Origin of the sequence: Paenibacillus sp. J23TS9 (genome assembly GCF_018403225.1) — a bacterium.
GTDB lineage: Bacteria > Bacillota > Bacilli > Paenibacillales > Paenibacillaceae > Paenibacillus_AQ.
In genome coordinates, this window is record NZ_BOSG01000001.1 from 3,186,195 (window position 1) to 3,207,030 (window position 20,836).

General features: G+C 49.5%; 16 protein-coding genes. All 16 read right to left on the bottom strand.

Annotated features, from left to right (window positions below):
• Positions 1-18: 18 nt before the first annotated feature.
• A complete protein-coding gene (locus KJS65_RS14935) occupies positions 19-1,002 on the bottom strand; it encodes an ROK family protein (RefSeq protein WP_213650477.1) in 984 nt (327 codons plus the stop codon).
• A 30-nt stretch (positions 1,003-1,032) separates the two neighbouring features.
• A complete protein-coding gene (locus KJS65_RS14940) occupies positions 1,033-1,821 on the bottom strand; it encodes a DeoR/GlpR family DNA-binding transcription regulator (RefSeq protein ID WP_213650478.1) in 789 nt (262 codons plus the stop codon).
• 20 nt (positions 1,822-1,841) lie between these two features.
• Positions 1,842-2,903 carry an SIS domain-containing protein gene (locus KJS65_RS14945; protein ID WP_244864529.1) on the bottom strand — a complete coding sequence of 354 codons (1,062 nt, stop codon included), beginning with the start codon at positions 2,901-2,903 and terminating at the stop codon, positions 1,842-1,844.
• Between the two features lie 257 nt (positions 2,904-3,160).
• Complete coding sequence (locus KJS65_RS14950) at positions 3,161-3,982, bottom strand: response regulator transcription factor (protein WP_213650480.1); 822 nt, start codon at positions 3,980-3,982, stop codon at positions 3,161-3,163.
• Positions 3,957-5,729, bottom strand: coding sequence for a histidine kinase (locus tag KJS65_RS14955; protein ID WP_213650481.1), 1,773 nt, complete (start codon positions 5,727-5,729; stop codon positions 3,957-3,959). The genes KJS65_RS14950 and KJS65_RS14955 overlap by 26 nt, the downstream gene beginning before the upstream one ends.
• A 318-nt stretch (positions 5,730-6,047) precedes the next feature.
• Positions 6,048-9,035 carry a glycoside hydrolase domain-containing protein gene (locus KJS65_RS14960; RefSeq protein WP_213650482.1) on the bottom strand — a complete coding sequence of 996 codons (2,988 nt, stop codon included), beginning with the start codon at positions 9,033-9,035 and terminating at the stop codon, positions 6,048-6,050.
• Between the two features lie 64 nt (positions 9,036-9,099).
• Complete coding sequence (locus tag KJS65_RS14965) at positions 9,100-10,362, bottom strand: Gfo/Idh/MocA family protein (RefSeq protein ID WP_213650483.1); 1,263 nt, start codon at positions 10,360-10,362, stop codon at positions 9,100-9,102.
• A 33-nt stretch (positions 10,363-10,395) separates the two neighbouring features.
• A complete protein-coding gene (locus tag KJS65_RS14970) occupies positions 10,396-11,286 on the bottom strand; it encodes a carbohydrate ABC transporter permease (protein ID WP_213650484.1) in 891 nt (296 codons plus the stop codon).
• Positions 11,287-11,298: 12 nt separating this feature from the next.
• On the bottom strand, positions 11,299-12,207 hold the full coding sequence (locus KJS65_RS14975) for an ABC transporter permease (protein ID WP_213650485.1): 909 nt from the start codon (positions 12,205-12,207) through the stop codon (positions 11,299-11,301).
• Positions 12,208-12,263: 56 nt separating this feature from the next.
• On the bottom strand, positions 12,264-13,910 hold the full coding sequence (locus KJS65_RS14980; protein WP_213650486.1) for an extracellular solute-binding protein: 1,647 nt from the start codon (positions 13,908-13,910) through the stop codon (positions 12,264-12,266).
• A 274-nt stretch (positions 13,911-14,184) separates the two neighbouring features.
• Positions 14,185-15,165, bottom strand: coding sequence for an ROK family protein (locus tag KJS65_RS14985; RefSeq protein ID WP_244864530.1), 981 nt, complete (start codon positions 15,163-15,165; stop codon positions 14,185-14,187).
• An 8-nt stretch (positions 15,166-15,173) separates the two neighbouring features.
• Positions 15,174-15,881, bottom strand: a complete 708-nt coding sequence (locus KJS65_RS14990) for a copper homeostasis protein CutC (RefSeq protein WP_213650487.1) — start codon at positions 15,879-15,881, stop codon at positions 15,174-15,176.
• Positions 15,878-17,338, bottom strand: coding sequence for a leucyl aminopeptidase family protein (locus KJS65_RS14995; protein ID WP_244864531.1), 1,461 nt, complete (start codon positions 17,336-17,338; stop codon positions 15,878-15,880). The genes KJS65_RS14990 and KJS65_RS14995 overlap by 4 nt, the downstream gene beginning before the upstream one ends.
• 38 nt (positions 17,339-17,376) lie before the next feature.
• Positions 17,377-18,804, bottom strand: coding sequence for a dipeptidase PepV (gene pepV, locus KJS65_RS15000; protein ID WP_213650488.1), 1,428 nt, complete (start codon positions 18,802-18,804; stop codon positions 17,377-17,379).
• Positions 18,791-19,825 carry an ABC transporter ATP-binding protein gene (locus KJS65_RS15005; RefSeq protein ID WP_213650489.1) on the bottom strand — a complete coding sequence of 345 codons (1,035 nt, stop codon included), beginning with the start codon at positions 19,823-19,825 and terminating at the stop codon, positions 18,791-18,793. The genes pepV and KJS65_RS15005 overlap by 14 nt, the downstream gene beginning before the upstream one ends.
• Positions 19,825-20,832 (bottom strand): ABC transporter ATP-binding protein, encoded by a 1,008-nt coding sequence (locus KJS65_RS15010; RefSeq protein ID WP_213650490.1) that lies wholly within the window; start codon positions 20,830-20,832, stop codon positions 19,825-19,827. The genes KJS65_RS15005 and KJS65_RS15010 overlap by 1 nt, the downstream gene beginning before the upstream one ends.
• Between the last annotated feature and the right edge of the window lie 4 nt (positions 20,833-20,836).

Here is a 20,836-nt window from a genome sequence, read left to right on the forward strand (position 1 = left end):
TTTATATGATAGAACTACTTATATTGTTGTGCTAATATGCTTCTGCTTGGCATACATGGCGCTTCCGGTCACACCTGCATCGTCATTATTCAGAGCTGTTACCACTTTCAGATGATCTCGGTAGTCCGGCAGAATCCGGCTGTAAAGCTCCTCTTTCAGCGGTGACAGCAGCCGGTCCCCAGCCAAGGCACCGCCCCCGCCCACGATGATCAGTTCCGGACTGACCATTGAAACAGCATAGGACAAGGCACGTCCAAGCAGGGTTCCGGCCTTTTCCATGATGGAATTGGCGAATGGATCACCAAGATCATAGGCGCGTGAAAGATCCGCTGCGGCAAGCTCCTCCAGTTGTTCACCCGGAAACCAGCTCTGCAGAATAGATGCTTCCCCACTCCGGAGTCCCTTCTTGGCCTGACGTACCATACCGGATGCCGAAGCATAGGTTTCCAGGCATCCATGCAGACCGCATGGGCAAGGATCGGCAAGGCCTTCCATCACAATATGTCCGAGTTCTCCGGACATATTACGGAAGCCATAAAACAGCTTGCCGTCATTCACCATAGCAGAAGCGATGCCGGTACCCACCGTGATTCCGAGTACGTCATTATAGCCCTTGCCCGCTCCATACACGGCTTCTCCGTATACGTATGTGCGTACATCATTGTCGATATAGACCGGCAGATTCAGTCTGGCCTGCAGCCTCTGCACTGCCGGCAAATTCCGCCAGCCCAGATTGCCTGCAAACCGGGCGATTCCCTCATCAGGATCCACGAATCCCGGCAGGCCGATGCCTGCTGCGATGACAGAAATATCCGCACCTGATTGTTCGGCATAACCAACCGCCGCCTCTTCAATCATGGCTGCGATTTTTTCCAAAACCGCGTCCGGTCCCTTCGAGACTTCCGTTGCGCGTTTGATTTGATACATGACCTCGCCGGAAGAGGTGACCAAACCGCATACAATGTTGGTTCCTCCAACATCAACGCCAGCATATACTTCCATCTTCACACCCGCCCTGCCTTGATCGATATTTTATTTGGCTGTCACAAAGACTTTTACTTGCTCCGACGCGAGCCGTTCGCGAAGCTCATCTCCGGGCTCCTCATCAATAATGATCCCGTAGAGTGTTGTCACCGGAGCTACCTGGAACAGGGAATTACGTCCGGCTTTCGTATGGTCAAATACGGCGATCGTCCGCTCTGTCCGCTTCATCATCATTTTGGCCGTATTGGCTTCGAGTTCCGAGTACGTGCTAACCCCTTGTTCAACAGAAAAGCCGTCAATGCCCATGAACATCGTATGGATATTCAGCGCTTCCAGTGTCCGCTCAGCCAGCGGTCCGCATAACTCAAAGTTCTTACTGCGGAGCATGCCGCCGGTCAATACCACTTGGACATCCTCATTTTCAGACAGTTCCATTGCAATATTCACCGCATTGGTCACCACAGTGATGTTGCGGCGGTGTTTGAGAGCACGGGCAATCAGATAGGTTGTCGTGCCCCCAGTCAAACCGATCACATCCCCTTCTTCGACAAGGGATGCCGCCAATTGGGCAATGCTTTCTTTTTCCCGGTAGAGCTTATTTTGCTTTTCATGAAATGGAATCTCCCTTCCAGAGACCAGTCCGGCAGACTTCGCTCCGCCGCCCATCGTCCGGATAACCCTTCCTGCCTTTTCCAAAGCTTCGAGGTCCCGTCTGGCCGTCGCCTCCGAGCACTCAAAGTGCTGGACGACCTCCTGAAGAGAAATAGAACCGTACTGTAGAATATATTCAAGTATTTGTTCCTGACGTTCTTCTTTCGATCCATTTCGTTCACGCAAAACTGTTCCGCTCCTTTAATTTAGATTTTGACCACCTGGGTCAAATTCCGCGGGCTGTCAGGGTTTCTTCCTTCCCGCAAAGCTGTATAGTAACCGATATATTGAACCAGCGGCATATTCAGAGCCGATCTGGCTTCATCGCTGAGGCTGCGCCCGCCTGTGGCAAAGACCAAATCGGCAAAGGATGTATCTTCTCCCGCTTCAGCTGTCACAATAACCACAAACGCGCCGTATTCTTTCATTTCTTGTGCTACCTTTACTTCATAGGCTCTGGCATTCTCAGAGAGGAACAGGCATACCATCGTACCCGGTTCCACAACGGATTTAGGACCATGCCGGAATTCCATTGTACCAAAGCTTTCCGTCCATACACAGGACATTTCCTTCAACTTAAGACAAGCTTCCTGAGCAAGACCGTTATAAGCGCCCATACCAAGGTAGATGAACTTGTTAAGCTCCGGATGTCCGTCAATAACCGCCTTGGCTGCTGCATCTCCATTAACGACGATATCTTTGCTGAGTTCCATCACTTCTTTCAGTTCGGCAAGATGAGCTTCGCTCCCAGCTGCTTTCGCCATCGCTGCCTGCAGCATGAAAGTCATACTGCTGAAGGATTTCGTCATGACGGTACTTTTTTCCTTGCCCAGTGGAGATACGAGACATGGCACATTTTTCGCCATCGTGCTCTCTTCATCACAGGTCATGCCGCAAGTCGTCCAGCCGGCAAGATCCTTAACCGAATTCAGCGCCAAAATCACTTCAGAGGATTCACCGGAACGGGAAATTCCAACGAGAAGCACTTCTTTCTTTGCAGCCACGGCCTGCTCTCTAAACAGATAAATTTCTGAAGACGGATGCGCGCTTGCGCTCTTTCCGGTCCATTTGCGGAAGGTGCTTGCTGCAGTCAATGCAAGATAGTAAGAGGTTCCCGATCCGATAAAGAGCACCTCGTCATATTTGTCGCTCTTGAAATATTGGTCTACCCAGTCCTGCTGCTTCTCCAGCTGCTTCCAAGCGGCAGCCAGTGCTTCGCTTTGTCCTCCGATTTCCGGATACGTCAATACACCATACTGTTCTGACACTAAATATCCACCCCAGTCTTTAATAATGTAATGATGAGTCGTTATAATGACATTATATTTCACCATAATGAAATATTCAATCATAATAATGATTTATTTTTGCAAAAATTCAGCAGTACTTATCATCTTCAATTGATTTGAAGCGAATAAATGAAATAAGGATTTACCTATGAAGTAGAAAACCTATTTATAAGAAAGCCTTATGTATCCGGATGCCATTTTCTTCATATCCACTGTTAACCTTGTCTTTTTATGGGCTACGTTCTGCTTATCGTATAAGAAGCTCTTCCCGATTCCTTGCGCGTTTTTTTTCGGTACTCACCCGGCAGATAACCTGTAATATCCCGAAACACCTTGAAAAAGTATTTTTCATTCGGGTAACCGGACTGTACAGAAATCCACTGCACCGGTTTATTCGTCTGCCGCAGCAGCGATTTGGCATGCTCAATCCTAAGCTCACGCACATAATCATGAAATGTTCTGCCGACAATGTCCTTAAAACAGCGGCTGAAATAACTACGGCTCATGTTAACCTTTTGAGCTACATCAGGCAGCAATAATTCAGTTTGAAAATACTCCCGGATCAAGCCCTTGGCATTGCTTATACATTCCTGAACTTCCTCAGAATAGGCAGAGCATGATTCTTCAACTAAGATCAGCTCCATGCTTTCATCCGGGTCAGAGGCATTTCCGCTCTTCCCCGTGTGAATGCGATCTGAGATTCGGATCAATATGCTGTCAAGCTGTTCCTGTTCCAATTCTATTTTCGTAATATAATCCACCGCTCCGAGCCGCAGCGCCTCTTGGATCAGCGTAAAATCATGATGAAATGTAAGCACCACCATGCAGATGTGGGGATACTTTGCTTTAACTTCCTTCATAAGCTCCAGACCGGACATAACGGGCATCGCCAGATCGGTTATCATCAGATCTACCTCCGTAATTTCCAGCAGCTCCAGTGCCTTTTCACCATTACTCGCTTCTCCAGCTACCGTAAAGCCGTATTTTTGCCATGGCATAATCCCGATAAATCCCTTTCTCACCAGATGGTCATCATCCACAATCAGCACACTCGTCATATGCAGCATCTCCTTTATCCTGAATGGGTATGGTCAACATAACTGTAGTGGAAACCCCCGGGGTACTTTCAATGGTGAAGGCGGCTCTGCCGCCATAATGGCTTTTCAGCATACGCACCACATATTGCAGTCCGATGCCCATTCCTACTTTGCCTTCCTTTTCTTTGTGACCCTCTATCAAGCGCCGGATCGTTTCCGGATCCATGCCTCTTCCGTTATCACGGACGGCAATTCCCAGCAGTTCCTCTGCGCCTTGCACCTCACGAATCTCCACTTCGATAACGCCATCTCCATCGAGGCCATGGTAAAGAGCATTTTCTACAATCGGCTGTAAAATAAAACGTGGAATAGGCAAATCAAGCACATGGGGTTCGGCTTCAATGTGAATTTCAAAACAAACGTTATACCTTACTTCCTGCAGGGAAATATAGCTTCGGATGGCCTCCAGCTCCGCCCGCACCGTCGGTTCGCCACCTTTGCCAAGATTGTAATAAAGCAGCTTATTGAGTGTGGATACCAACCTGTCGATTTGCGTCTGTCCTTCGCCTCTTGCCATCCAACGAATCGTATCCAGCGTGTTGTGAATAAAATGCGGGTTGATCTGATTCATCAGCTTTTCCAGCTCAAGCTCTGATTTTTCTCGTTCACTCTTCTCAATATCTTCAATTAAACAGGTAATCCGGGTACGCATATGATCAAACTGTCCGTGAATCATGTCAAATTCCAAATTGCTCGGACGGCGCGGACGGTTCGTCAGCTTATGATTTTTCACGTCCCGTATCTCCCGGATCAGCCCCCGCAGTGGATTGTAAAACATGCGCCAAATCAACAGCGCAAACACAAAGCTAATGAACAAAGCTACAATAACCGTACCCGTAAATTTTCTGATCCACTTATTCACTTCATATTCATAGGAGGACTTTGAAATCACTGTGACAACTTTCCAGCCTTGATTACTCGGTTCGGAGAAAGCAAAGTAACCTTTGACCAGGCTTTTGTTCTCCCCAACATCAGCAAACCGGGTTCCCTCCGGGAAATCGTTTTGCACCTCACTGAAGGCAATACGTCCTTCCGCATCCACAATTAAATGCTCATAACCTTCAGTTCCCTCCTGGTTCTGGATCAATGCCTCCACCCATTTATAGTTCGTCTCGATATAAACATAGATATCGTCTCTTTCTTTTAGATCCACCTTGCGGACTGCGGAGAAAACCAGATGACCGTCAAGCGGATTAAATGACTTATGGGGGCCGTAATAAGATATCCGATTCGCCTTTAGCAGCAGCGGCAATTTGTCCAAGGAGAACTTCGGGTCCGCCATATAATTCTCAAAGTACCGTTCATTCGTCTCTATCGAAAAGTAGAAGATCATTCCTAGGTTCGGATTCGTAAAACTAATGACGCCAATTTCACTTTCGATTTCATCCTGCAGCGCTTTTTTGCCGTAGGCTTTTGCATTTAGATATTTCTCGACATCCTGGCCCACTTTGCCCTCAAAAGCGAGCTGCTGGGATACGTGATTCATTTGGGAAAAGGTGTTGTCGAGCGACATTCTTACCTCATGCAGATGATTGATCACGCCTGCCTTCGTTTTGTTCTCCTGCAAGGACAGCATGGAGTAATACGAAATGCTTCCAAGAATAGCAAGCGGAAGCAATGCAGTCAGCGATAGAATGATCAGCAGGCGGTTCCGCAGAGAATAAGGCAGCTTAAACAGACGAAGCACAGACCTATTCCATTTCTCCATACCATCCTCCCGAGAGATATGTCATTCCATGTTATGTATCCGCTTTCAATTATAGATATGAGTTGATTATATGGAGCCCTGCCATCGGCATCAAGGTAAAATATACCTACCGCCCCTTATAATTTGTTTTTTCCTTTATTATATCCCAGTTAAAGCCACGCAAAGTCAGGATTCTACTCCTGACGCGTTGCATTCGGTGCCGAGCTTCGGCTGCTAAAAAAAGACGAATTTGAACCTTCAGTGGATAAAAACGGACTTGAATCCACAAAAAGAGGGTGTCCCCAAAGGCTTAAAGCCTGCCTTTGGGACACCCTCACATCATGCTCCATCTGTGATCTGAAGATCCAGCTCTCCATGATCCGGTAATTGGTATAGCTCCAGCTCATACAATGCATACATATTCCAAGTCCTGAAATCGGCATCGTTAATTATAATTTTCAATTTCCGCACTTGGCTCACATCCGGAATACTGGCGTACGTCTTCTCCATCACGTTATCGTCCTTATCACTTCTCCACTCCACCGGAACATGACGGGATACCGTCTCAAAGTTCGTACCATCTGACGATATCTGTACATCCATATCATTAATTCCCTGAAGGAGGCCGGAGGTCGTCGCCATAACAATCGTATTAAAGGATTGCGGCTGATCCCAAGTCACGACAATTTCATGCGGAAACGGATGGGTGTCGTTGTAACCCTGTGGACTGGCAAACATCGTACCATAGTCGCCGTCGGCCATTTTCTGAGGACCGTAGGTCACGCCCTGGTCTCCAGTACGCGCCGCGGTGGCTGTAATCGATGAGTAGGTTCGAGCTGCATTGGATCCAGGTTCGTTATTATTGCCTTTTATAAGACTCAGCGTATATTCCTTCGTCGTCTTCCCATCGGATGCCATGGAGAGAATGGTGATACGGCTCTTTCCATCTGGAATATTGGCTGTCCCGGCCTCACCCGCTGCAATCGGCTTCCCATTGATAAGCATTGTACCGTTCCCATCCTTTTGCTTCGGAGTAACCGTTACGGCATTCACATCTTCTGGCAGCAGAATTTTATACTCTCTGATGCCACTGTCAAACTGGAAAGATGGCAACGGATCGATCATGATGCTGCTAAGAGATGCGTCATACGTTTGCTGGCCATCGTACATCTGTACGCGGAAAGCATCAAAATGCAGGCTTTTGTTGCCCATATTGACTACCTTGATCTTATGTCTGCCTTGTGACAGGTTACGGTCATGGTAGATCGTAAAATAATCATGCTGCACTTTCTCATATGCATCCACGATCACCGGCTCTGCATCATCGATTGAAATTGCGACTTTTCCGGCGCTATCATTTTTCTCCACAACGACGTCGATCCCCGTGCCTTCAAACTCGTACTCTACCGCATCATTCGCCGTTTCCGTCACTCGGACACCACCCTGGTAGGCATATTGGCGGCTCTTATCAAACCAGTTCCCGGTATAGGTCAGATCGCCGCTCGAATTATCCACCATGTAAGTGAGGGGCATTTCCTGTCCGTCGTATGGACTTTCCGGAATGGGAATATCTCCCGCTTGTTCACCGGCTGCTGCACGGACCATATAGTCATGAAGCGATTTGACGTAATCTGGTGAAAGCGTGTATTTTCTAGCATCCTCCGGGCTGACTGCAAGGTCGGCAATCTGCGCCGCTAGCTCCGGACGGGTCTCTTTTATTTTGTACAGCAGCTCATACTCTTCCAGACCATCCCGCTGAGCTTCGTAGCGAACGGAGCTTTTGACCGTCATATTCTTTGTGTCAGGGTAGACGATCGTCGAGTCTCCGTACCAGCTGCCGACATACCAAGCGTTCCAAGCCCAGTGCAGGTGACCCTGCACACCATCCTGAAAGAGATTCCAATACAGTAGTCTGCCCGTTAATGTCGGCTGTGTCCAAAAGCGATTGAGCCATGGCGGTTGGTTCACTTCACAGGTATAGACCCACAAATCCTGGCCTGCTGCTTGCTCGGCCTTATACTGATCCTTTTTCTCCTGAAAAGCTGGAGTTAAGGGGACCCACACATCCACATACGGTTTCGTCTTCTCATTTAATAGAATGCCATTGGGATCAGCATCGACCGTCTTGAAATCAGGGACAATCTGCTTCACCTTTTTCGCGATATAGGTCCAGTAATTGGTTGCATTGTCGTCGATCGGCTCATCCCGGATATGCTGGTACCAGGTGAAGCCGTTCTCTTTTGTCCAGCCTTTTTCCACCAAATGATCATGCAGAGCGGTTAAGTAGTTTTCCAGAAAAGCATCGGTCTGAGGCAGTGCATCCGGCAGCTTCGTATTCCAGGAGGCATCGGGCTTTTCGCTCGCCGGCATATAGTTCAAGATATGGATTAAATGGGCATTCGCAAAATCCTTCATTCCTCTGTCTATGAAGATCTGCATGTATCTATCAAACAGGGACCAATCGATATCGTCCGGAATGCCGTTCACAAACTCGGAAAGATTCGTTCCCGTCTCCTTTAAAAACAGATCCGTCCGCACCCATATCATATTTTGCCTGTACTCCGTCATTACTTTGGCGAAGTTATCCATCAGCTTAAACCATTTGTTGCTGTATGTTTTCACGCCGTAATAATATTGGCCGACATCAAAGGCATTTGAGGAAGCATCGCCAAATTGCATGCCATCCCACGTAAAACCGTTGGTCATCGCCCAAATATAGTTCATAAAATGAGCCTCTGAGGTTTGGGGAATCTCCACGTTAGCCACTTCAACCTGCAGCGGTACAGTATAGTCGCCACGATTGGTTTTGATGGTCACATTCCCTTGGTATACCCCGGGTTCTGCTGAAGACGGCACGTAGCTCGTAATAAAAATGGGCTGCGTCGAGTTCGCGGCCGTCTTCATGGATTTCTCGTTCGACAGAGGATCGGGTATATCCGATTCGGGATAAATCTGCTCGCCTACCCGTTCAGGATTAAACAAGTTAGGCTGTACCGTATCCGGCAGCTCATACTCCTCGAAATGGTATTGCAGATTACTGCTTGCTATGGATTTCCGGTTGGCAGATACCAGGTCCGAAAATTGAACCTTGGTGATCTTAAAATCCGAAGCTCCCCTGACGGCAATTTGCGAGCTTTCATATTCGTTTTTAGCCGATACGATTTGGATACTCGTTACCGGATTTTGAGGAAGTGCACTGGTCCGGTATACGGTCTTCAGGGAATTCACAACCCATACATCGAGCTCGCCATGGCCTGCATATGAAACGGGAGCCGCAGACAGCAATAAAATCATGATTAGTAGGAAAGACGGAATTTTTCTTCGCATGGAAAATCATCGCCTCCGTGATTTCATGAAATGGACTTTTTACTTTTGAACCCTATGACTGCTTTCAGCCGGGTATGATGCTCATTTCCGATAGATGGACGGTCCGTCGTTCCAGTCGTGAGCGCTCAGCGGCAAAAGCCATCATATGGCTCTCTACGGATTTAGCAGCAGACGTCAGTACTTCGTTTTGGCCATTCCCACGAATCACCCGGATAAAATCACGAATCAATCCATAGTCGCCTCCACCATGACCGATATGGCCGCCCTGATTGCCCAGCCTGATTATTTCACGCTTGCCAGTGCCGAAGCTGATCCATTCAATTTCATTTTTCTCCATATGGCCACGGATTTCGCCCTTCGTTCCCATCAGCTTCAGCGTCCGGTTGCATTCCTCGGTAAATGCCGTCATGGTAAAGACAGCCGTTACTTCATTGGCGAATTCCATGCTGACCACCTGATGATCAACCACATCGTTATCACAGTGATAGACGCAGCGTCCATAAGGACCGGTTTGGAGAGCCTCATATTTGGCCTCGTAGCTCCTATAATGATGCGTGACCGCCATGTCCATCCAAGTCGGCTCATCCGTTAAATATATTTTAGGCGCATAATATGGGCATTCCTCGGCCATAGGACAGCCGTCCAGACAGCGCTTTGGCGCCCCATCCGGCGCATTCTCCGCCTTAAAGTGCGACAGATGCCCATAAGAGGATAGGCTAATACAATCATCACCGGCTAACCACAGAAGAATGTCCATATCATGGCAGGATTTGGCCAATATCATGGGATTCGATTCCTTGGAGTTTCTCCAATTACCGCGGACAAAGCTATGGGCCTGATGCCAGTAAGCCACATTCTCGTTATGCTGGATCGACATCAAATCTCCGATAGCTCCCTGATCCAGCAGCTGCCTAATCGTTTGAAAAAACACAGTATAGCGCAGCACATGGCATATCGTCAGCACCCTGCCGTATCGATCCGCCTGATCCTTCATTTGAATACATTCTTCAAGACTCGGCGACATCGGCTTCTCCAGCATGACATGATAGCCGGCTTCAAGTGCCTTCATCGTCGGTTCAAAATGCATCCGGTCCTGTGTACAGATCAGTACGGCATCGGCAACTGGCGGGACTGCCAGCAGTTTATTCCAATCGGTGAAGCTGTTCTCTTCGGGGATACCGTGATCCTTCATGATCTGTTCGCGGCGAACAGGATCCGGATCGGCAACCGCCACCACCTTGAGATCCATAGGAAAATGCTTCGCGTAACCGGTATATATCCCTCCTCGCAGGCCTGCACCGATCAAGGCTACGGTTACTTGTTTCATCAACGCCACTCCTTCCATTTAAGAACTTAGCCGCTATTCCTTTACCGATCCGAGTAAAATGCCCTGTATAAAGTATTTCTGCAAAAATGGATACACGACCAGAACAGGAATAACGGCAACGACGATCTTCGCCGCATTCAGTGTCTGGTTAGACAGCTGTCTCATCAACTCATATTTGTTCGGATCCGAACTCATCGTGCTGATACTCATCTGCACGACAAGCTGCTGGATATATGTCTGAAGCGGATAATGCTCCACGCTTCTCATGAAAATCATACCGTCAAAAAACGAGTTCCAATGTCCGACGATGCTGAACAAGGTCACCGTGGCAATCGAAGGCATCGACAGCGGGATATACACCTGGAATAACATGTACCAGGGTCCTGCTCCATCCATGCTGCCGGCCTCATTCAGCTCCTTCGGGATGCTGCGGAAGAAATTCATGAGCAAAATCACATTAAAGATCGGAACCGCACTTGGCAGCACCAGAGCCCAGATCGAATCAAATAATCCCAGGCTCTTCACTAAAATATAGAGAGGGATAATTCCACCGCTAAACAGCATCGTAAAAACAAGAAACCACATGTAAGCATTGCGGCCGGTAAATTGCTCACTGCTGCGGGACAACGGATAAGCCATAAGCGTGGTCATCAAAAAATTGATCGCTCCGCCCAGCAGCACTCTTTCCAGGGACACCATAAAAGAATGTGAAAACTTGGAGTCTGCCATGATCTGCTTATAGGCAAAGAGGTTGAATCCTTTGGGCCAGAACATGACAGAGCCTGCGGCAGCGTATGCCTTGTTACTGAAAGAAACTGCTACGGTATGAATGATAGGTGCGATAGACGACAAGGCAATGAACAGCATCACGAAGATTAATGCCGCATACCATATTTTTGCTGAAGCCGTTTGGCTGCGTACCATGAAATCACCCCCTTAGAAAATGCGATAATTCGCATACTTGTACGCCAGCCTATAAGAAAGAATGATGAGTATAAATGCGATCACCGATTTCATGAGGCCGATGGCCGTCGCAAAGCCATATTGACCGTCCAGAATTCCCGCCCGGTACACATAGGTATCGATCACATCGGAAGATTCATAAACCACCGGCGAATACATATTAAAAATCTGGTCAAATCCGGCATTGAGAATATTTCCGATCGCCAGTGTCGCGAGTAAAATAATCGTGGCTCTGAGCAAGGGCAACGTAATGAGCCGGGTTCTCTTCCTCCAATTGGCGCCATCGATGGACGCTGCCTCATAGAGACTGGGATCGATGCCGGCCAGTGCGGCCAAATAAATGATCGTGTTAAATCCGAACTCTTTCCACACGTCGCTGCCAATCAGAATGTAAGGGAAATAGCGGTTATCCCCCATAAATTGAATCGGTTCTACGCCAAATGAACCTAGGATCCGGTTCACCATCCCGTCGGTAAGGAGCAGATCTGAGAATATTCCCGCCAGAATCACCCAGGACAGAAAATGCGGCAGGTAGACGATCGTCTGAACGGTCCGTTTAAACGCCCGCTGCCGGACTTCGTTGAGCAGAACAGCAAAAACCAGCGGGACAATCAGGTTGGCAATGACTTTGGATATGGCGAGAAACAACGTATTGTAAATAATGACTTTACTGTCGCTCAGCTCGAAGAAGTAAGTGAAATTCTCCATTCCGACCCAAGGAGATCCGAAGATCCCCTTGCTGATTTTATAATCCTGAAAAGCCATTAGAAGACCGAACATCGGAATAACGGAAAAGATGACGAGCAGGATCACGCCGGGCAGCAGCATCAAGTGGTAATGCCCTTGGAACGACTTCCGGCGCTTTTTTCCTGGCTTTAACATGGAAAAACGCTCCCGTGGCTGGATCGTAAGGCGGCTTCCTTCGATATTTCCCCTCATTACTTCACAGCCTCTTGGATTTCTTTCATAATCTGCTCCCCGCCCTGAGCTTTCCACTCGGCAACGAATTGATCGAACGCATCCAGCGGCAGTTCACCGAGTACGATTTTAAAATAGGTTTCCGTTTCGAGCTTTTGCAGATTGCTCCAGCGCTTTTCCATGGTTTTCGTGGTGGCTGTGTAGAGTGAGTAAACTTCGTTGAACTTCACGTCCTCCATCGGCTGCCCGCCAACCAGATAGGAGAAAGGAGGTCCCCATTCACCAATATTGGCCTTCGGATCGGCTTTATATTTATTCCAGCGCTCCAGATGCCCCTGCATTTCCTGCGACAGCTGGTCTGCCGTAAGCTTACCTTCAATCGCGCCCTTGATCATTTCATGCTTCTTCAGCACGGCATCCGGATCTCCGATATTTAGATCCATCGGACGCAGGCTGACATAGGTTTGATCCAGCTTTTTATCATCCGGGGTCGGAGTTTGCAGGAAACGCGTGTTGTAATTGAAGTACGTGACAAGCGCTTCCGGATGCTTGAAGCCCTTTTTCACAACGAGGAAGCTGCTGCTCGGAGGAACCACGGTAGCATTATACTGCCCCTTATCGTCTGCGATTGCATATGCCGCCCACTTGGCGTCCGGGTTGGACATCATGGCGTTGGTCAGGGTGCCGAACGGCATGTACCATGGACCGAAGAAAATGCCGCTTTGACCGCCGACAACCAGTTCATCGGGATTTTTGCGAAGGGCAAAATCTTTGTCGATGATTCCCTTCTTATACCACTCCGCCAATTTGCCCAATGCCTGCTTCGCTTCAGGTGTTGTTGAACCGTATACCACATTTCCTGAGTTGTCCTTCAGCCAGATGCTCGGATAGGCATTAAATGCATTGAACAGCGCCTTAAAGTCATAGTTCCAGCCATAATCTGTCGTGACCATCTGGTTATTGCCCGGCAAACCAATCGTGTCTTTTTTTCCGTTGCCATCCGGGTCCTGGTTGATAAAAGCTTCGGCTATCTTTTCTACATCCGCTATCGTCTTCGGAGGTTGAAGACCCAGTTTGTCGAGCCAATCTTGACGTACCCATATTTCCTGAAAGGAGTCTCCCTTTGGCACAATGTTCGGAATCGCCAGCAGCTTGCCGTCAATCGTGGCCTTGGCCAAAGACAATCCATTATTCATGTCATAGGTTTGCTTGACCTGATCGGACGCATACTTTTGAAACACATCCGTCAAATTCTCAAGCTGGTCGGCATCGGCAAGCTCCAAAAAGGTCCTTTCATCCACAACCATCGCATCCGGCAAATCGTTACTGGCCACCGCCAGTTTTAATTTCTGTGTATAGTCATCACCCGAGGCATACCACATATACTTGAATTTCACATTTGTCTGTTCGGTAAAATAGCGCGTGTATAAATTATCCTCGATGGTGTCGCCCTGAGGTATTCTCTCATTCGGCGAGACCGATTTGATCGTGGTCACCTCCACCTGTTCAGGCAGACGGAATGGGTCTATCTTCACTACGGTTTCTGTCTTCGTTGTCTTCCCGGCTATTTCATTTTCTTTCGCTGAATCCGTCTTGCTCGGCGCACAGGCTGAGAGCAAAAGCATCGTAACCGTGAGCAGCAGCAGTACTGACTTCCCCTTTTTCATTAGCGTACCTCTCTTTCATGGTTCATCAAGAATGGATTGTTCTAATCATACAAGGGATATGGGCTGGCAGAGTCAGGATCCTTCTTCAAAATAGTCTGCGTACATCCTTGAAATAGCGCTTACATTTCATACGAATGTATACCTTCTGCAAGATAAAAAGTGACTTTAATGATAACTTTCACCTTAACAAAAAAAAGGAAGCAGCAAGTAATGAACCCTTGCTGCTTCCTTTTTTGGTCGTTCAACTTTATTCAAGCTATTCATGAATTAATGATTAATCAACAAATAATGCTGCTGCACCGATAATGCCCACATCATCGCGCAGTTCAGCCGGTATGATCGTACATGTTCCCCGATAAGGCTCAAGGATCAGCTCTTCCGTCTTCCGGATCAGCGGTTCAAAGAATGCATTCCCTGCCCTGCTGACTCCTCCGCCAATAACGATCCGATCCGGGTTGAAGCTATGAATAATATTCATGAGTCCGAGTCCGGTATAGTGGATAACCTGTTCCAGTGTTTCCGCAGCCACCTTATCTCCTTGCCCGGCAGCCTGAAACACATGCTTCGCGCTGACAGACACTCCTTCTGCTTCAGCCAGCACCGTCATATGCGTTTTGATCCCGGCTTCCGCAATAGCTTCCCGGGCGAGGCGGGCAATAGCTGTGCCCGAGGAATAAGTCTCCCAGCAGCCCCGCTGGCCGCAGCCGCACTGAATGCCGGCTGGGTTAATTACCGTATGTCCCAATTCTCCGGCAAATGAGGATGAGCCTGTGAAGAGCCTGCCGTCCAGTACAAGGCCTGAACCGATTCCCGTGCTTAATGTCACATAGACCATGCTTTGCGATCCGCGGCCCGCTCCGTATACATATTCACCCCAAGCAGCAGCATTCGCGTCATTAATCAAACGAACCGAAATGCCGAGCCTTTTCTCGAGCTCCGATTGCAGGGAAATCCCATCCCAATCCGGCAAATTGACTCCATTTGAAATGATGCCGTTCTTGCTGTCCACCATCCCCGGTGAAGCCACACCTACACCGGCAATATCTTGCTCTCCACGTACTTCATTAATGGTGTCTACAATCGTAGAGATGACTTCGTCAGCGCTTTTCAAGCCTGCTGTTGCCTTCTGGCTGCGTGCCAGCAGGCTGCCGGACTGATCCAGCATTCCCGTCGCAATCTTTGTTCCTCCCAAGTCTACACCGATAACCGCTCTGTTCTCTTTTTCCAATGTTGTATTCACCACAATAGTCATCATTTTTTTATCTATCCTGTCATTCCCTGTAGTAAGTCATTAATAATCTGTTTGGCGGCTTGGACCCGGAAAGGATCTACCGGCTTCAATTGATCACCGTCTATGCGCAGGGCAGATCCGAAATGAACTTCCTCCACGCCTGTCGTTTGTACAAAATTCTGAAGCACCGGCACGCTAAGTCCATATCCAGCGAGAATGCGGATTCCCGTCCCCCGGGCTGTTTCTACAAGCCTCTCAATCTGCGGTGCAGATTTCGGAGCCGGCAGAGGGCCGCCAGAGGTCAGAATGCGGTTGATTTGCGGATAGCGGGAGAGAACCTTTAATGCGGACAGTTGATCTTCTATCTCGTCAAATGCCCGGTGAAAGGTCACATTCAATCCCGCCGTATCCTGAAGCAGCAGATCAAGTGCCTCTGTATTCACCACTCCCGAAGGAGTCAAAGCGCCAAGTACAATGCCTGCCGCACCGCTCTCCTTGATAAAAGCGATATCCTCCCGCATCGTTTGCAGGTCATGCTCATCATAAACAAAAGACTGACTATGAGGACGGACCATGACATGAACCGGAATATGTAAATGACGCACCGCTTCCTTGATTAGCCCAGGTCCCGGGGTGAGCCCTCCCTCCATGATACCGGTCACGAGCTCGATCCGGTCAGCACCGCCCTGCTCAGCTAAGATGGCATCTGTCAAATTCGTTGCAATGACCTCCAGCTTCATGAATTCCCTCCTCTTTCACTTGCCGAAATCCGTTCGCATACAAAATCGGCAAGAAGTCTTACTCCATAGCCTGTTGCTCCTAATACTTTATAGCCGCGGGTGGAAGGCACTTGTGCCGTATTGGCCATGTCAATATGGCACCAGCGTGCTTTTGAATCTACAAAACGGCGTAAAAACAGCGCAGCCATATTCGCACCGCCATATGGATTGGATGCCAGATTGGCCAAATCGGCGTAAGGACTGTTCAGCAGCTCTTCGTCTTCATCCACAAGCGGTAGTCTCCAGATCCGGTCGCCGTTGCGTTCACCGATCTGCATCAGCTGTTCGGCATATTCCGCATCTCCCCACACACCGGCAACCTTCAGCCCCAGCGCATGACCGACAGCGCCTGTTAATGTAGCCACGTCAATGACCTGTGTTGCGCCGCTGCGGATGGCATGCAGAATCGCATCTGCCAGAATCAGCCGGCCTTCAGCATCCGTATTAACCACTTGTACAGTAAGTCCATTCGGATAGCGGACGACATCGGAAGGGAGAAATGCGCCTCCATCCGGCACATTGTCCACAATCGGGATGATGGCACTGATCCGGGCTCTAACCTTCAGGCGCGTTAAAACATCCATTGCACCGATAATGGCTGCCGCACCGCCCATATCAAACCGGGCATCACTCAAATCACGGGCATCCTTCAGGTTCATTCCGCCCATATCAAACGTGACGCCTTTGCCGATCAATGCAAGGTGTTCAGCATCAGGATCACTCGTATAGCTAATCTCGACCATGGCAGGAGGATACTTGCTGCCTGCACCCACGGCCAGAAGTCCATTCATTTGCCGCTGCTTCAGCTCTTCGCCCTCATAAACATGAATCTTCACGTCGCGACCGGCAAAAATATGCTGGATTCGCGAAACAAAGGCTGACGGATTCAAATCACTTGCTGCCTCGTTACACAAATCACGGGCCAGGGATGTCGCTACGGCGCGGATGTGTCCCAGCTCAGCGGCATTGGCATAATCCTGCTGCTGGTCCTGGCTTAACTGAATCCATTCAACCGGCAGCTGTTTTTCGACGGACTTATATTTATTGAAGAGATACGTCCCGAGCTGCCAGCCCTCCACCCATGCAGTAACCGCCTCTTGCGGCCATAACGTGGAGCCGAAAAGTTCATGAAGACATGACGGATTTACCGCAGCCGTCTTCTTCCCGATATCTTGAATCGCGCGGCCCGCACTCCCGGCGGCCTCGCGCAAAATCTCCATACTAAACCGATTGCGGGCTCCAAGCCCAATAATTACAATATCCTGTTCACCGGGACTGCGGCCGTAAAACCAGGCCTGAGCCCCGCGTTCTTTCATTTTTGCGGAGACCGGAAGTTCGGGTGCATATCCTCCATCACTGAATACCAGTTCAATCAGCACTTCTGCCTTCTGCTCTGTTCCCGTTGTAATTTCCATCATCCATGCATCCCTTTGCAAAAAGATTTGTTATCCCAAGCTTAAAGCTTCAAATTCCCGAGCTCGCTCACCGCTCTCGCATAAATAGCGGTCGAGCGAAGAAGCAGTTCAATTTCTATATATTCATTGGGCTGATGCGCCGTAGATTCCATACCCGGAAATAACGGTCCAAAGGCAACACCCATAGGGAAATGGGCAGCGTACGTCCCGCCTCCTGTGGACAACAGTTCCGCGGCTTGGCCGGTTTCCGCCAGATAGGTCTCCTGCAGCGCCCGGATCATCGGGTGATCCTCCGGCACATGATGCGGCTTCTTCAGGCTTGGTGGCTCCATCTCCAATCGATGAACGGCGATTTTTGCTGATATCTTCTTCAGAAGCTCATCATAGGTGCCGCAGATCGGAAATCTCAAATTGATATGAAAGAAGCTCTCTCCCTGCGGATCATACTGAAGAAGACCGCTGTTAACCGTGAGTGGGCCGCTGATATCATCCTCCATGGCAATACCGAGTGCATGTCCATAAACATCATCATATAGAAGCGTATCGACGGTATTCAGAAAATGACCCGAGCCTTCGTTCCATGAGTAGTCCTTCAGAAAATGGATTAGCGCAAGGCCCGCATTTATTCCTAAATGGGGTTCCATGCCATGAGCTGCTTTTCCTGCCATATGCAGCACAATCTTTTGATCTTTTTGCTCCATGCGGCCAATAAGCTTCATTTCGCCGCAGTAAGCGCGATATGCCTGCTCCAATGCGTTCAAACGATCCGCCTGGCCAGCCACAACGGCCTCAGCCGCTTCCGGAACCATATTAGCAACTACACCTGAATGAAAAGATACCAGCTCGTAGTCTCCGTTTATTTCTTGACCCTGCTGTGTGGTTGGGAACATGATCCTTGTATTGATCTGTCCCTTCTCGGCACATACAATCGGGAACTCGGCGTCCGGTGTAAAGCCGCATGCCGGCATCGGTTCAAGCTCCTTGTATCTCTCCATGCAGCGGTGCGTTCTTTCCTCATCGGTGCCAAAAATCAGGCGTATCCGGTGCTTGAGCGGCAGTCCAAGATCCTTCACGATTTTCAATGCATAAAAGGAAGCCATGGCCGGCCCCTTATCGTCGATGGCACCGCGGGCATATAATTTCCCGTCCCGGATGGCAGGCTCAAAAGGAGGCGTTATCCATGCACCTGACACAGGCACCACATCCAAATGACTCAGTACTGCGATGTAATGCTCCGCATCTTCCGGTCCGTACTCGGCATAGCCGACCAATCCATCATGATTGCAGATCCTGAAGCCCTCTGCTTCGCACAACCCCAGCATAAAGCGCAGAGCTTCGGCAATTCCCTCACCCATCGGCTGCCCTGGTGCTGCTGTTTCCGGATCAAAGATGCTTTTAATGCCAAGCAGTCCTTTGAGATCATGCAGAATGGCGGCTTCACGGCTAACTGCCTGCTCATACCAATTCATGTACGTCAACTCCTTGCGCTACCGGTTTAGAAGCCTTTCCATCCAAGTCGTTATTATAAAGATGACAGGCTACAAAATGTCCCTTGGCTGCCTCCTGCCACTTCGGCGTCTCAGAGGCACATACCTCCATAGCAAACGGACAGCGGGTACGGAAGCGGCAGCCGCTTGGCGGATCGATCGGGCTTGGCAAATCGCCCTGCAAAACCATGCGTTCCCGGCTTCGCTCAAGCTTCGGATCCGGCAGCGGAATAGCGGACAGCAGCGTCTTCGTATAAGGGTGAAGCGGGTTATCGAACAGCTCGTCGCTTTCGCACAGCTCCACCATCCCCCCCAAATACATCACGCCAATCCGGTCGCTGATATGTTTGACCATGGATAGATCATGCGCAATGAAGAGGTAAGTGAGACCGCGTTCGCGCTGAAGCTTTTTCATCAGATTGACGACCTGAGCCTGGATGGAAACATCCAGCGCGGAGATCGGCTCATCGGCAATGATAAAGCTCGGATTCACGGCAAGCGCCCGGGCAATTCCGATCCGCTGACGCTGTCCGCCTGAAAATTCATGCGGGAAACGTTCGGCATGACTGCGGTTAAGCCCTACCGTATCGAGCAGCTCATGTACCATTTGAAGGCGTTCCTTGCGGTTTTTGGCCAATCCATGGGCATCAATGCCCTCCGCGATAATATCGGTAACCGTCATCCGCTGGTTCAGCGAAGCATACGGATCCTGAAAAATCATCTGGATATCCCGTCTCAGCTGTTTCATCTCGGACTTCGATTTATGTCCATGTATTGGGCTTCCTTTAAACGATGCCGTACCGGAGGTAGCGTCATACAGCCGGATGAGCGTGCGTCCTAGTGTCGACTTGCCGCACCCGGATTCGCCTACGAGACCAAAGGTCTCACCCGGGTAGATTTCGAAGCTGACATCATCGACAGCCTTGAGAATCTGGCCCCTCCCGACATCAAAAAAACGTTTCAGATGGCTGACTTCCACCAGCGGTTTCTTTTCCGTATGCATTACCGTTCACCTCCTGCAAGCGGACGCTCCACCTTCGGTGCTCTGCTGTCCTGCAGCCAGCACGCGGCCTGGTGGGTTCCTGAATGTTCTGTATAAGACGGCATTTGCTCATAGCATATTTCCATCGTGTATGGACAGCGGGCCGCAAACGGACAGCCCTTTGGCGGATCGCTTAAGTCCGGAGGCGTACCCGGAATGGCCAGAAGCTCTTCGCTTTTCTCATGCAGCTTCGGCATGGAGGCCAGCAGGCCCCAAGTATACGGATGTTTCGGCTCATAGAATATTTCATCCACCGTGCCGGTTTCCACAATTTTGCCCGCGTACATGACCGCGACACGTGAAGCCATATGAGCTACAACACCAAGATCATGGGTGATCAGAATAATCGAGGTCTCCATCTGCTGCTGCAGCCGGTTCATCAGCTCCAGAATTTGAGCCTGGATCGTTACGTCCAGTGCGGTTGTCGGCTCATCGGCGATAATCACTTTAGGATTACAGGCCAGCGCAATGGCAATAACGACACGCTGCCGCATCCCTCCCGACAGCTGGTGAGGGTATTGCTTCAGACGTTTTTCCGGATTCGGAATTCCGACCTGGTTCAGCAGCTCCACGGCTCTTTTTGCCGCTTCGTCCCTGCCCATGTTCCGGTGCTTGCGCAGGACTTCGGTAATCTGTCTGCCAATGGTCATCGTCGGATTCAGAGAAGTCATGGGGTCCTGAAAAATCATGGAGATTTCTTTTCCCCGAATGCCCTGCATCTGTTTCTCCGGGAGAGAAGCAAGCTCTTTTCCTTCAAACCGGATCGATCCATTCTTGATCTTTGCGGACTTGGCCAGAAGTCTCATAATGCTCTTCGAGGTGACCGATTTGCCGGACCCCGATTCTCCCACGATAGCCAGTGTTTCTCCTTTGCCGAGGGAAAAGCTGACGTCACGCACCGCCTGAACCTCGCCGGCATATGTGTAAAAGCTCACCTGCAAATCTTTAACTTCCAGCAAGCTGTTCATGGTC